Origin of the sequence: Paraliobacillus ryukyuensis, from assembly GCF_003315295.1 — a bacterium.
Lineage (GTDB): Bacteria > Bacillota > Bacilli > Bacillales > Amphibacillaceae > Paraliobacillus > Paraliobacillus ryukyuensis.
Genome location: NZ_QNRI01000003.1, coordinates 1 through 12,691 on the forward strand (window position 1 = coordinate 1; position 12,691 = coordinate 12,691).

A 12,691-nucleotide genomic window follows, 5' to 3' on the forward strand; every position below is an offset into this window, starting at 1 on the left:
ACCTAATGTGCTTTTATGAGATGTCTTTACTCATAACTTGACTAGCATGTTACTTCTTACCATATTGGTTGTTTTGTTCAGTTTTCAAAGATCAAATGGTGGGCCTGAGTGGACTCGAACCACCGACCTCACGCTTATCAGGCGTGCGCTCTAACCAGCTGAGCTACAGGCCCATTTATTGGAGCGGGTGAAGGGAATCGAACCCTCGACATCAGCTTGGAAGGCTGAGGTTTTACCACTAAACTACACCCGCATCATTTCATAAATGGACATACAATGTTATTTATTTCAATAAATCCTTGCGATGGTCGGGAAGACAGGATTTGAACCTGCGACCCCTTGGTCCCAAACCAAGTGCTCTACCAAGCTGAGCTACTTCCCGTAAATGGCGCGCCCGAGAGGAGTCGAACCCCTAACCTCTTGATCCGTAGTCAAACGCTCTATCCAATTGAGCTACGGGCGCTTAGTAAAGCGACATATTTAAATATAACATACATTCAAATGTGTTGTCAACAACTCTTTTTGGTGCGGTCGAGAGGACTTGAACCTCCACGGGATTACCTCCCACTAGGCCCTCAACCTAGCGCGTCTGCCATTCCGCCACGACCGCATATATGCTTGTTACTTTGTATGCAACACACATTGATAATGAGCCATGGAGGATTCGAACCTCCGACCCTCTGATTAAAAGTCCGATGCTCTGCCAGCTGAGCTAATGGCTCAAACCGCAAAACCATATTTGATATAAATCGTGGTTTCAATAGAAAACCCTTCGAAAACAAAAACTGTTTCAAAGGTTTTTTATCAGAAACATACACAATATTAAAGTTGTAATGGCTGGGCTAGCTGGATTCGAACCAGCGCATGACGGTACCAAAAACCGTTGCCTTACCGCTTGGCTATAGCCCAACAATGGCGGTCCGGACGGGACTCGAACCCGCGACCTCCTGCGTGACAGGCAGGCATTCTAACCAACTGAACTACCGGACCTATTCGTTTTATGACAAAATCAAGTGACCCGTACGGGATTCGAACCCGTGTTACCGCCGTGAAAGGGCGGTGTCTTAACCGCTTGACCAACGGGCCATAAAACATAATAAAATGGCGGAGAAGGAGGGATTTGAACCCTCGCGCCGCTTACACGACCTACACCCTTAGCAGGGGCGCCTCTTCAGCCACTTGAGTACTTCTCCACTGGCTCCACAGGCAGGATTCGAACCTGCGACCGATCGGTTAACAGCCGATAGCTCTACCACTGAGCTACTGTGGAATAATGTAATTGTTTATCAGCGACGTAAAAAATTATATCGTAGCTATAAATGTTTGTCAACGTCGTTTTTGAAAAAATAAAAAGTAACAAAGTAATTACTTTAAATAAATCATTGTACCGCCATTTGCTCATTATACAAATGACGTAGAATAAACAAATTCAAATGCTTATATAACTTAACATGAAGTAACTTCATTCGTCAATGATTTATTTAAAATTATAGAAAGTTTTGCTCACTTCTACTTTTTGCAATCTTCCCTGACATTTTCCACAACGATACTTGCTTAAATCAATCTTCCTTCGTCTTTGATAATGTTGACCACACTCATGACATACATACTCAATTAATGATTTCTGTAAAGTAGTTGGAAGTGCCTGACAATGTCGTGGAGAATTTGTTTCTTTTAATAGTTGTTTAAATTCCTTATCTCCATGTTTATATCCTTTCCCCGCAATATGTAAATGATAATGACATAATTCATGTTTAATAATTCCAATAAACTCATTCATTCCTAATTCTTCTAAGTACTTTGGATTTAATTCAATTCTACGCACAGATGGTAAGTACCTCCCACCCGTCGTACGCAATCGCTGATTAAAGTTGACATGATCAATAAACGGCTTTTTAAAATAGGTAACCGACAAATCATCCACCAGTTGTTCTAATTCAGATTGTTGCATTAGCTTTCCCTCCTCTCTCAATATAATTCTTTAGCAGTTACTCCACTCAACAATGCACCTTTTTTATTCATATACATATTTTATAGTAATTATCCTGATCGCATTTCTTTTCGTTTCAGAAGGCTTGGGGGAGATAGGTTATGCCAAATTGGTTTAAAAAACAAATGGTTGCTGCTTTTTATGCAAAGAATAAGAGTCAGATAAAAATGCTGAATCAGTGTTGGTTTTTTTATAAAGAAAGAAGGATATCAAAATGAATTGATACCTTCTCTATTTTTGATTTAATCATTTTTTATCATTGTTAAGGCGATACGCTGCTTTTCTACATTTACTTGATCGACCCAAACAGTTATAACGTCACCCACGGCAGCAATATCCATCGGGTGCTTCACAAAGTTTTTAGACATTTTTGAAATGTGCACAAGTCCATCTTGCTTTACACCAATATCTACAAATACGCCAAAATCAACAACATTACGTACCGTTCCTTGTAATTCAAGACCTGGCTGTAAATCTTCCATAGAAAGTACATTTTTCTTTAACAGTGGTTTTGGCAAATCATCACGAGGATCACGTTCTGGGCTTCGTAATGCTTTCATGATATCTAATAAAGTAAGTTTTCCGATCGCTAATTCCTCTGCTACTGTTTCTGGTTCTAATGTATCCAACTTCTGCTTAAGCTGCATTGTACCTAGATCCTCAGAAGTGCAACCAATCATCGCTAGCAACTTATTCGTAGCTTGGTAACTTTCTGGATGTATTGGTGTTCGATCGAGTGGTTCTGCACCATCAATAACACGCAAAAACCCAATACTCTGTTCATAAGTTTTGTCACCTAAACGAGGAACCTTTTTTAATTGGTTGCGATTTGTGAATTTCCCTAATTCTTCTCGCTGTTTAATGATGTTATTTGCAACCGCCTTGCTTAAACCTGATACATATTGTAATAAAGAAGAAGAGGCAGTATTAACATTCACCCCAACTTGGTTTACGGCTGTCTCTACAACAAATGTCAAGGATTCATTTAGACTTTTTTGACTAACATCATGTTGATATTGTCCAACACCAATCGATTTTGGATCAATCTTCACTAATTCAGCAAGCGGATCTTGTACACGCCTTGCAATGGATACAGCACTTCGCTCTTCTACTTGTAAATCAGGAAATTCTTCTCTTGCTAGTTTCGAAGCGGAGTACACACTAGCGCCAGCTTCATTGACGATCATGTAGGAAACAGCTAATGCGTGTTTCTCAATTAGATTTGCAATAAACTGTTCTGTTTCTCTAGAAGCAGTTCCATTTCCAATTGCAATTAATTCAATTGGAAAATCTCTCATGTAATCTAGTACAATTTTTTCTGCACCTTCAACATCATGCTTTGGTGCGGTAGGATACATTACACTAACGCTATGCATCTTCCCTGTCTCATCAATTACCGCTAGCTTGCACCCTGTTCGAAAAGCTGGGTCAACCCCAAGTATTGTTTTTCCTTTCAACGGCGGTTGCAGTAGCAGGTTTTTTAGATTTTTAGAGAAAATATCAATCGCCTGATTTTCAGCCATTTCTGTTAATGTATTTCTAATTTCTCTTTCAACAGATGGCTGAATTAAACGTTTATAACTGTCAGATATACTTTGCTCTAGGAAAACACGACTAGATTCTGCTGTCTGCATAGCGATGACTTGTTTTTTAAGATAGCTCTCTATTTGTTCGGTCGGAGGAAGTACAGAAACTTTGAGGATAGCTTCTTTTTCTCCTCGATTTATTGCTAAAACACGGTGAGCAACTATTGAACGAATTGGCTCCTCATAGGCGTAGTACATTTCATATACACCTTTTTCATCATCGGCTTTGTTCTTATCAACAGTCTGTAGTAAACCTTTTTTATATGTAGCTTCACGAATGTATTCACGGTATGTCGGTTCATCAGAAATCCATTCTGCAATGATATCGTTAGCACCTTGTAATACATCTTCCGTCGTCAGCAATTCTGCTTCTTCGGATAAGTAATGCGTTGCTTCTTCTTCTAAATTAATTAGACTTTGATTCCAGATCAAATCTGCTAGTGGCTCTAAGCCTTTCTCTTTCGCAATCGTTGCTTTTGTTCTTCTCTTTTGTTTATATGGCCGATATAAATCTTCGACACGTTGCAATTGCGTTGCTTGGGTAATTGCTTGCTGTAGTTCTTCTGTCAACTTACCTTGCTCATCAATCAAGCGAATAACTTCTTCTTTTCGTTCCGCTAAATGCAGGGCATAAGACCATTTTTCTTCAATATCTTTGATCTGGACCTCGTCTAAGGCACCAGTTTGTTCTTTTCGATACCTTGCAATAAAAGGAACTGTATTTCCTTCCTCTAATAGCGCGATTACTTGTTTGATCGATGGGGCAGCTAGTGATGTTTCTGTTGCTACCCATTTTATAATATTTTCTTTATTATATGCGGTCACATCATTTCCTCCTATTCTACTACTATAGTGTATCAAAAAGTAATCTTTTTCCCAACTTCAATTGAACCAAATAAAACAAGTTCTTATCAATTATGATAAGAACTTGTTAGGCATTATATTTCATAACAATCAGGGTGGTATCATCACTAGGTATAGGTGAAAAGTAATGTGAGAATGATTCTGTAATTTTATCAACGTCTTTCCCTAAAAAGAAACGAGATGACAAATCAAGCGAATTAACACCATCCGAAAACATAACAAACACCATTTTATCTGATATTTTATCACGTAGTATTTTGAATGGTTTTGGATAACCACCTAAATATCCCGCGTTTGGAATGTTACGGTTTTTCACCGATTCATCTGATATCGTCATCATACCAATATTTCCAATAGAAGAAAAACTATAATTCATTTCTTGAAAGTCTACTTTAAGGATGCCTAGTACCGCACCACGCTTACCAGCTAATTGTTGTGTGCATTGTTTAATTATATGTTCTATCGACGACTTCGTATTCGTCTTTATGACATCCATGACAGCTTGGGAAGATTCCTTCGCAAATTCTCCACTACCTAATCCATCAGCTAGTGCACAAATAAACCCATCTTCAGTTTCTGCATAATAGTAACTATCACCACAGTAGTAGTTACCTTTTTTCGGTTGTTGGAAAACTGAGATATCCATAGATTGTGCCACTTATTACGCTCCTGTTCCATCTGTTTGAAGTGCTTCACGAAGTTTAGTTAACGCTCGTCTCTGAATTCTAGAGACATGCATTTGGGATATTCCTAATAAATCACCTGTATCTTTTTGACTTTTGTTTTCAAAATAGGTGTATTGCAGAATTTTTTGTTCTCTTTCCGTTAAAATGGGGAGAACTTTTTCTAGTAAAAGTCGTTGCTCCGTTGCTTCAAATCCCTTATCTTGATCCCCGATTAAATCCAAGATTGATACCGTACTACCATCCGAATCCGCTTCTATCTTCTTATCCACAGAGAGGGCTTTATAACTTTGGCTCATTTCCATTGTTTCTAGCACTTCTTCTTCTGAAACATTCAGATAAGCTGCGATTTCCGGAACTGATGGCGAACGTTGGTTATCATTTAATAATGTTTCGGTTGCTTTTTTTATCTTTGGACCAAGTTCTTTAATTCGCCTCGGAACATGGACACTCCACGTTTTATCACGTATAAAGCGTTTGATTTCTCCGATAATTGTTGGTATTGCGAAAGATTCAAATGATTTACCTAATGTTGGATCATATCTTCTTATTGCCGCTAGTAACCCCAGCATCCCCACTTGGACGAGATCTTCATGTATCGTACTATTCTTCGCATACTTACGAGCGATTGAGTGTACAAGATCTTGATAAGTTAATACAACTTTCTCTTGTATTTCTTCGTCTTCAGGGTTGTTTTGTAGATGCTGTATCCATTGGTAAATCTCATCCCCACGTTTATTGTGTGGCTGAGATTTGGTCGTCATCTAATCCCACCTCATTTGTATGGAGATATTTCGTCATTAAAACTATTACTCCATACTCATTTTTTATCTCCACTTTATCCATCAACGCATCAATTAAGAATAAACCAAACCCTCCTTCACGAAGTTGTTCAATAGATTCTGATTGGCGATAGGGGCCAATGCCTTCTTTCACTTTTGCTAAATTAAAACTTCCACCATGATCTGCAACCATAATCTCTAAGCGATTGTGGTATACACCAAATCCGATGGTTACTTCTCCTTCTTCTTCATTCTTGTAAGCATGCGTGGTAGCGTTCGTTATCGCTTCTGAAATAGCTACTTTTAAGTCTTCGATATCTTCATAAGAAAAACCCATTCGACTAGCTACCCCTGAAGTACTAAGACGTGCAACCCCCACAAATTCTGGCTTTGCTGGTACTTTCATTTCGACAAAATCAAATCGTTCCATTAATTTCCACCTCGTACTGTTGAATCAATTGAAATAATACTATCTAAACTAGTAATTTCAAATAATCGGCGCACGCGATCTTGAAGTTGCACTAATTTTAACTCACTTCCATGTTCTTTTGTGGATTTTAATGCACTGATAAATACGCCTAATCCTGTACTATCCATGTAGTTAACATTTTCCAAATCAACGATAATGCTCGCACCTGCTCTTTTTGTTAAAGGTAATAGCTCTTCCTTTAGCTTTGGAGCTGTATACGCATCAATCTCTCCACTCAATACTAAATGCAAAGTGGTTCCTTGTTCAACCAATTCGACATTTAAATTAATATTCATAAAGTTACCCCCAATTGTCTTCGTTCAATCGTCCTTTGCATTTACCCTAGAAAAATGGGTTTTAAACGTTTTTCCGGATAATAATTAAAGTAAAGTCGTCCCGAAAATGGAAATCCTGTAAGCGTTCAAAGTGTTTATATACCTGCTCAACCGCTTCTTGTGCTGGCAAATCAATATAGGTTTGTATTACTTCTAGAATTTCATCTCGCTCAATGAAACGATCGCCTAGTCTACATTCAGTCACACCATCTGTTAACAAAATGATGCAATCGTCTTTTTTAATTTTCCGTTCATATTGTTTATATTTAGCTTGCTCGGTAGCACCAAGTACTAGCCCTCTCGCTTCAATTTCTTCAAATTCATTTTTACGAGAATGGTAGTAAAAACCCGGTTCATGACCTGCGGACGCATAAGAAAAAGTCTCATTATTTGGGTTATATAAACCATAAAACATAGTGATGAACATGCTCGGATCCACATTTCGCTCTACTACTCGATTTAAATTTTCTAAAATAGCACTTGGATTACGTTGACTTTCTGGGAAACTATCCATCGAGTATTTTATCATCGACATTGCTAGCGCTGCCGGTATCCCTTTACCAATGACATCCGCAATAGCAATTCCTAATGTATCATCATCTTTATCTGCAACAAAGTGGTAATAGTCGCCACTCATTTGATTGGCAGCAACACTAATCGCACCTATCTCTAAACCTCTAATATCTGGCTTAACGGTGGAAAGTAGCGTTTCTTGCATTCTCGCCGCCACCGAAATTTCTGATTTCAGCTCGGATTGTTTCTGGCGCAGTGTGGTAAATTCTTGATAAGCAAGACCATAGGAGATCATCGCTTCTAATAAAAAATTCAATGAATCATCCACTGCTTCAGGTAAGTCAGGATACAATTCTTTTAAAGCCTCAATATGCACATGAACAATTTCTTCTGGTGAAACATTATGTTGCATCGAGAGCTTGCTAAATTGTTCTGCTCGATATAATGCTGTTTCATCTTTTGTAACTAAATATTCTTTTAATAAATTTCGGTAATTTTCTAGATCGAGTCTAATCGTTTCCAATCAACAAACCTCCCACCACTACCTTACCCATTTCGCCGTGCGAATTTCTGTCCCTTTATTAACTTCAGAGATCACATCGAAATAATCCATTAGCCTTTTGACACCCGGTAAACCAGCTCCGAGTCCTCCAGAAGTGGAATAGCCATCTTCCATCACTTGACTAATATCTCGAATGCCAGGCCCATCATCTTTCGCGATAATTTGTAACCCTTTGTGCTCTAAGTCATCGATGATCGTAAAACAGATTTTGCCGGTTCCTGCATAAAGATATATGTTCCGCGCAAGTTCAGATATAGCTGTTGCTATTCGAGCTTGATCAACGGTACCAAACCCAATTTCTTTTGCACGTTCACGTCCTAGTTGTCTAGCGCCTACAATATCCCATTCTTGCCTTATATGTACACAGGATTTGGATTCCATAGATTAGTCCTCCAATTCCTGGCGAAGTTTAATTAATCCTTGTTCTAAATCTAATGCCGTGGGCACGTCTTGCAAGTGGATGCCCAAGTCAATTAATGTCATCGCCACAGCAGGCTGAATGCCAGTTAAAACTACTCTCGCCCCCATTAAATCGGACATAGTCACTACATCTCCTAACACTTTCGCAATAAACGAATCAATAATATCAACAGATGTTAGATCGATGACAACACCGGTAGCGCCTTCTTTATGAATTTTATTCAATAAGTCTTCTTGAAATTGAATAGCGGTTTTGTCGTCTAAATCGATTTGAATGGAGATTAACAAATAATGGTGTAGTTTTAGAATTGGGATTCGCATGTTAATCACTCCTTATTTAACGAACTCAGCATATGTTCGATTGTTTGATCTTTCTCTTTCGAACGTACAATTTTTCTATCAGTTAACTCTAACGCAGTTTCAAAACCTTTTCGAAGGGAACTTTTCGTCGGAAACTTACCTAAATCAATTCCTAAGTTAACGATGGTCTGTGCTATCTCCGGACGAATTCCTACTAAAATACACGTAGACCCAATTAAACGAACTGCTTCAGCAGCTTGAATAATGTGGTGAGCTACCATGGTATCCACTACAGGGACACCTGTAATATCAATCAACACAACTTCAGAGTTATGTTTAATTACACCTTCTAATAAGTTCTCCATAATCTGCTTGGCACGTTCTGTATCAATCGTACCAATAAGCGGCATAATGGTAATATTCTTCATTACAGGAATAAGTGGTGCAGACAATTCCTGTAATGCTACACGTTGCAAGGAAACGGTGTTTTCCCAACTTCCTGAGTATTCATTTACTAAGCGATTAATAATGGGGTCTACCCAACCATCTACCATATCTAATACAGTAGAAAAATGTTCAGAATCAATCTGTTCGGACCGACTTAAAATAAAATCGATCGTTACACGTCTGAATGATTGCAAACCGTCTGTTATGTAACTTAACGGCCAGCCCAAATTAATCAAGCGCTCTGAAAATTGATCTAGCTCTGTTGTTAGACCTTGATTATCCAGACTAGTAAAAATAACATTAACAAACTCACGACTGGTACTTTGAAATAAATCTTCTGAAATAGCATTTGTATATTCATTTTTTCGTTTTTCAGAAACTTGTTCAAGCCAGTTCTTAATAATTGTATCGCTGTTTTCGACAACAATTCTTTGCAACTTCTTATGCATTAAAATATTCCCCCGAATCGAAATGAAATTATTTATTACAACAAATTAATTTTATAAATGTCTTATTATAATTTATCATTGTTTGTTAAAGAGTACCAGAATATCTGATTATTTTTTCTTTTTTCATACAATTCCAGGGTTTTTCCTACACTTTTTGTAAATAAAAAAAGACCTTATATCTATCTTAGACATAAGTATCTTTCTCAACATTTATGTATTTAAAAATCAGCTAACCCTAAGCTGATTTCTAACGCTTTATTGATTTTTCCCATCATGTTGTCATCTAAGTAAGTGATTTTGTCCGTCAACCGTTGCTTGTCTATTGTCCGAATTTGCTCTAACAAAATAACAGAATCGCGTTCGAAACCATACCGTTCCGCATCAATTTCTACGTGCGTCGGTAGTTTTGCTTTTTGAATTTGAGCGGTAATCGCCGCGACAATAACTGTTGGACTAAAGCGGTTACCTATATTGTTTTGTAGGACCAACACTGGGCGTACGCCCCCCTGTTCTGATCCGACCACAGGGGAAAGATCAGCGAAATATACTTCGCCTCTTTTTACCATCAAAATACTACACCCCGCTCACTATGCGCTCTAAGGTGTTTTCCGCCTCCTCTTCGGCTTGAAAAGCTTCTGAAGCAATACTTAGATTAATTTTTGCCATCTCCATATAGCCTCTTTGCATAGACTCACGAATATGTTTTTTCTTTCTATCTTGCAAATACGATTTGGTTGCCTGATAAATAATTTCACTTAAATCACTGTTATCGTTTTTCATAAGACCATCCACCTCATTAAGTAGGTTTTTAGGTAATCGCACAACTACTTCTTGCACACTTTCTGTCAAAACTCTACACCTCCACCAAATCTACAAGTCCGAATGATTAATCCAATTCCTATCATATCATTATGAAAAGCGCTTTGCAAAGGCATTTTTAAAAATCTTCATGAGAATTTAACAGGAAATTATTATTGATTTACGTATGTTCGCCGAATACGCTGCGTTAACATGCACGCCACTTCATAATTTATGGTATTTAAGCGATCAGCAATCTCATCCATCGATATCTCTTCGTTCCTTTGTTTGCCAATGAATGTTACTTGTGTACCAATAGGATATGATTGATCAAGTTTAATCATACATTGATCCATGCAAATTTTTCCGACAATCGGCATCCTTTTCCCGTCAATTAACACATCCATTCCAGTTAAGCTCCTCGCAAGTCCATCAGCATACCCGATCGGAACGGTTCCGATCCATTCATCACTTTTTGTAGTATACGTTGCACCATAACTAACGAAACTACCTGGAGGAAGTTGTTTTACATGAACTAATTTACTATGCAGAGACATAGCTGGCTGAAGTTCTATCGGTTTCTCCTGTTTCACCACACCGGAAGGATAAAGCCCGTACATACTTATACCAAAACGAACGGCATCAAACATTTTATCAGGAAAACGCATGCTCGCAGCACTGTTTCCAGTATGATACATTACATCCTGTCGATAGGATGAAATAAGTTGTTGAAAAGATAACCAGGTTTGTTGTTGTTGTTGAAAATAATTCAAATCAGCTTCATCTGCTGTTGCAAAGTGTGTGAATAAACCAGTTAACTGCAATCTTTCATCGTCTAGTTCTTCTAATAAGGCTGTTAGTTCATCTTCTGTTTTCACGCCAATTCTTCCCATTCCCGTATCTATTTTCAAATGAAGGGTCAGCGCACCACGAAAAGACAATTGTTTAACTGATTGTACCCATTCTTTTTGGAAAAAAGTTAATGTAATATCATGTTTTACAGCAATTGGAGCATATTCTGGCGCAACCCACCCAAGCACAAGAATTGGAACTTCTATCCCTGCATGTCTTAATTTTATCGCTTCTTCTAATAAGGCTACCGCAAGCATCGAAGCACCAGCTTTTAATGCAGCCTTCGCCACCTCGACATCTCCATGCCCATATCCATTCGCTTTTACAACCGCGAATATTTCTGTATGTTCTGATAATCTTCGTTTTAATTGGTTGATATTATAGTCAATAGCATTTAGATCTACTTCGATCCATGTCGGTCGATAGGACATTTCTGTCATGATAATCGCTCTCCTTATAATTATCATTATTTACTTTGTAAATGGTTGTGTCAATATAGCGAATTGCACTCAAAATAAAAAATAAAAGCAGAGCCCTTTGATACAGGTTTCTGCTTCGTATACGTATTCACTTTATTCTGCATGGGTTATTTGCTAACTTGTGTCGTTATTGAGGTAGCAACTTCGATCATTTCTTCTTTTGTTAATTCTTCACTGGCTAAATAATAATCTACGCCTTGGTGGCTCCATTCCAATGCTGCATCGGTTTGCGCCCCTACCGTAAATCCTAAACTAACTGGATTACCGGTTACTGTTTGTGGTTTCATTGCAGTTGTTGGGTAACTAGTGTGCTTTTCTTGCACAAGGGTAAAGTTCTTCTCTCCCTCATAAGACAATAGCACGCGTTGACCATCTTCTAAATCTATTTCTGTCGTTTCTGCTAATTCACTGCCTAATAAGTTTTGTGGGTAAAGTACACTTAATTCACCATCACTCTCATTTTCCACATCTGCTGAAGCCGGAATTCCAAATAAGCTACTGGTCATGTTGTTTTCCATCTCAAACATCTTATCTTCAAAGGTTGGATCAAGTTTGAATTCGGAAAAACTCACTTCAACAACGGCCTCTTGATCTTTATTTAATACTTTTACCATGACAGGAGTAAATTGTTTTTTATCAAAATAAATCTGTTGACTCGGCAATGTTGTATTATTTTGATAATTCGTTTTCGTTTCAAACACATAGTAATTTTCCGTTATATTAAACGTCGCATCATTGTCTGCTTTAATATCGGAGACCAATGATTGGAATAAATACGGTTGGCTTGTATTGCTTGGCCAGTCACTTTGAAATTTAAAACTTTTGTTTAGTGCTGGTGTTAAGACAAATACCCCATCTTCATTTTTTAAAATAATTTGACTGCCAGCTTCATCTTGATCATTTTTTAGTAGCACACGATAATAGGCTTTCTTTTTGTGGGCAATATCCAACGCATAACTTTGTTCTTTTTCGCTTGTCTTTAGCTGCATAGTCGCTTTTGTTTGATAACCGCTCATCGACTCTAATGTGTCCTCTAGTTTGGTAATGACATCTTCTTTTGTTTTTTCACCACAACCAGCAAGAACCAATAATGAGAGAATCACCAATATAGTGATGTATTTTTTCATGGTCACAACTCCTTCGATTCAAGATCCAAGGACAA

The 12,691-nt window shown here is 38.0% G+C and carries 15 protein-coding genes and 11 tRNA genes; 1 reads left to right on the forward strand and 25 read right to left on the reverse strand.

Annotated features, from left to right (window positions below):
- Positions 1 to 96: 96 nt before the first annotated feature.
- The 12 genes from DES48_RS06075 to DES48_RS06130 all read right to left on the reverse strand — a co-directional run bounded on the left by DES48_RS06075 (position 97) and on the right by DES48_RS06130 (position 1,951).
- Positions 97 to 173 (reverse strand) — tRNA-Ile (locus DES48_RS06075).
- 6 nt (positions 174 to 179) lie between these two features.
- Positions 180 to 253: transfer RNA gene (locus DES48_RS06080), tRNA-Gly, on the reverse strand.
- Positions 254 to 305: 52 nt separating this feature from the next.
- Positions 306 to 382: transfer RNA gene (locus DES48_RS06085), tRNA-Pro, on the reverse strand.
- Positions 383 to 386: 4 nt separating this feature from the next.
- A tRNA-Arg gene (locus DES48_RS06090) sits at positions 387 to 463 on the reverse strand.
- 60 nt (positions 464 to 523) lie between these two features.
- Positions 524 to 610: transfer RNA gene (locus DES48_RS06095), tRNA-Leu, on the reverse strand.
- 39 nt (positions 611 to 649) lie between these two features.
- A tRNA-Lys gene (locus DES48_RS06100) sits at positions 650 to 722 on the reverse strand.
- Positions 723 to 834: 112 nt separating this feature from the next.
- Positions 835 to 909, reverse strand: a tRNA-Gln gene (locus DES48_RS06105).
- A 4-nt stretch (positions 910 to 913) separates the two neighbouring features.
- Positions 914 to 990: transfer RNA gene (locus tag DES48_RS06110), tRNA-Asp, on the reverse strand.
- A gap of 24 nt (positions 991 to 1,014) precedes the next feature.
- Positions 1,015 to 1,086 (reverse strand) — tRNA-Glu (locus tag DES48_RS06115).
- A gap of 16 nt (positions 1,087 to 1,102) precedes the next feature.
- Positions 1,103 to 1,193: transfer RNA gene (locus tag DES48_RS06120), tRNA-Ser, on the reverse strand.
- Positions 1,194 to 1,195: 2 nt separating this feature from the next.
- A tRNA-Asn gene (locus DES48_RS06125) sits at positions 1,196 to 1,270 on the reverse strand.
- Positions 1,271 to 1,477: 207 nt separating this feature from the next.
- Positions 1,478 to 1,951: a SprT family protein gene (locus tag DES48_RS06130; RefSeq protein WP_113867768.1), complete on the reverse strand. Its 474-nt coding sequence runs from the start codon at positions 1,949 to 1,951 to the stop codon at positions 1,478 to 1,480.
- Positions 1,952 to 2,091: 140 nt separating this feature from the next.
- On the opposite strand from DES48_RS06130, the gene cmpA reads away from it, so the two are divergent.
- Entirely contained in the window at positions 2,092 to 2,208 is a 117-nt protein-coding gene (gene cmpA / locus DES48_RS06135) for a cortex morphogenetic protein CmpA (protein WP_113867770.1), read from the forward strand.
- A 24-nt stretch (positions 2,209 to 2,232) separates the two neighbouring features.
- Here cmpA and DES48_RS06140 read toward each other — a convergent pair whose 3' ends face one another.
- The 13 genes from DES48_RS06140 to DES48_RS06200 form a co-directional block, all read right to left on the reverse strand.
- Positions 2,233 to 4,401 (reverse strand): Tex family protein, encoded by a 2,169-nt coding sequence (locus DES48_RS06140; RefSeq protein ID WP_113867772.1) that lies wholly within the window; start codon positions 4,399 to 4,401, stop codon positions 2,233 to 2,235.
- 106 nt (positions 4,402 to 4,507) lie between these two features.
- Entirely contained in the window at positions 4,508 to 5,098 is a 591-nt protein-coding gene (locus DES48_RS06145; RefSeq protein WP_306291504.1) for a PP2C family serine/threonine-protein phosphatase, read from the reverse strand.
- 3 nt (positions 5,099 to 5,101) lie between these two features.
- Positions 5,102 to 5,887, reverse strand: a complete 786-nt coding sequence (sigB, locus tag DES48_RS06150) for an RNA polymerase sigma factor SigB (RefSeq protein ID WP_079707741.1) — start codon at positions 5,885 to 5,887, stop codon at positions 5,102 to 5,104.
- Positions 5,859 to 6,335 carry an anti-sigma B factor RsbW gene (gene rsbW, locus DES48_RS06155; protein ID WP_079707742.1) on the reverse strand — a complete coding sequence of 159 codons (477 nt, stop codon included), beginning with the start codon at positions 6,333 to 6,335 and terminating at the stop codon, positions 5,859 to 5,861. The genes sigB and rsbW overlap by 29 nt, the downstream gene beginning before the upstream one ends.
- Positions 6,335 to 6,670, reverse strand: coding sequence for an STAS domain-containing protein (locus DES48_RS06160; RefSeq protein ID WP_079707743.1), 336 nt, complete (start codon positions 6,668 to 6,670; stop codon positions 6,335 to 6,337). Before DES48_RS06160 ends, rsbW begins: the two co-directional genes overlap by 1 nt.
- Before the next feature lie 61 nt (positions 6,671 to 6,731).
- On the reverse strand, positions 6,732 to 7,745 hold the full coding sequence (locus DES48_RS06165) for a PP2C family protein-serine/threonine phosphatase (protein ID WP_079707744.1): 1,014 nt from the start codon (positions 7,743 to 7,745) through the stop codon (positions 6,732 to 6,734).
- Positions 7,746 to 7,763: 18 nt separating this feature from the next.
- Complete coding sequence (locus DES48_RS06170) at positions 7,764 to 8,165, reverse strand: anti-sigma regulatory factor (RefSeq protein ID WP_079707745.1); 402 nt, start codon at positions 8,163 to 8,165, stop codon at positions 7,764 to 7,766.
- Between the two features lie 3 nt (positions 8,166 to 8,168).
- The gene (locus DES48_RS06175) at positions 8,169 to 8,525 is read right to left on the reverse strand and encodes an STAS domain-containing protein (RefSeq protein ID WP_079707746.1); all 357 of its coding nucleotides are present in this window, start codon (positions 8,523 to 8,525) and stop codon (positions 8,169 to 8,171) included.
- 5 nt (positions 8,526 to 8,530) lie between these two features.
- Positions 8,531 to 9,400, reverse strand: coding sequence for an RsbT co-antagonist protein RsbRA (locus DES48_RS06180; RefSeq protein ID WP_079707747.1), 870 nt, complete (start codon positions 9,398 to 9,400; stop codon positions 8,531 to 8,533).
- 218 nt (positions 9,401 to 9,618) lie between these two features.
- Positions 9,619 to 9,969: a type II toxin-antitoxin system PemK/MazF family toxin gene (locus DES48_RS06185; RefSeq protein WP_113867774.1), complete on the reverse strand. Its 351-nt coding sequence runs from the start codon at positions 9,967 to 9,969 to the stop codon at positions 9,619 to 9,621.
- Between the two features lie 4 nt (positions 9,970 to 9,973).
- Positions 9,974 to 10,249 carry a CopG family ribbon-helix-helix protein gene (locus tag DES48_RS06190; RefSeq protein WP_079707749.1) on the reverse strand — a complete coding sequence of 92 codons (276 nt, stop codon included), beginning with the start codon at positions 10,247 to 10,249 and terminating at the stop codon, positions 9,974 to 9,976.
- A gap of 122 nt (positions 10,250 to 10,371) precedes the next feature.
- The gene (alr, locus tag DES48_RS06195) at positions 10,372 to 11,490 is read right to left on the reverse strand and encodes an alanine racemase (RefSeq protein ID WP_113867776.1); all 1,119 of its coding nucleotides are present in this window, start codon (positions 11,488 to 11,490) and stop codon (positions 10,372 to 10,374) included.
- A 146-nt stretch (positions 11,491 to 11,636) separates the two neighbouring features.
- A complete protein-coding gene (locus DES48_RS06200; RefSeq protein ID WP_113867778.1) occupies positions 11,637 to 12,656 on the reverse strand; it encodes a LolA family protein in 1,020 nt (339 codons plus the stop codon).
- Between the last annotated feature and the right edge of the window lie 35 nt (positions 12,657 to 12,691).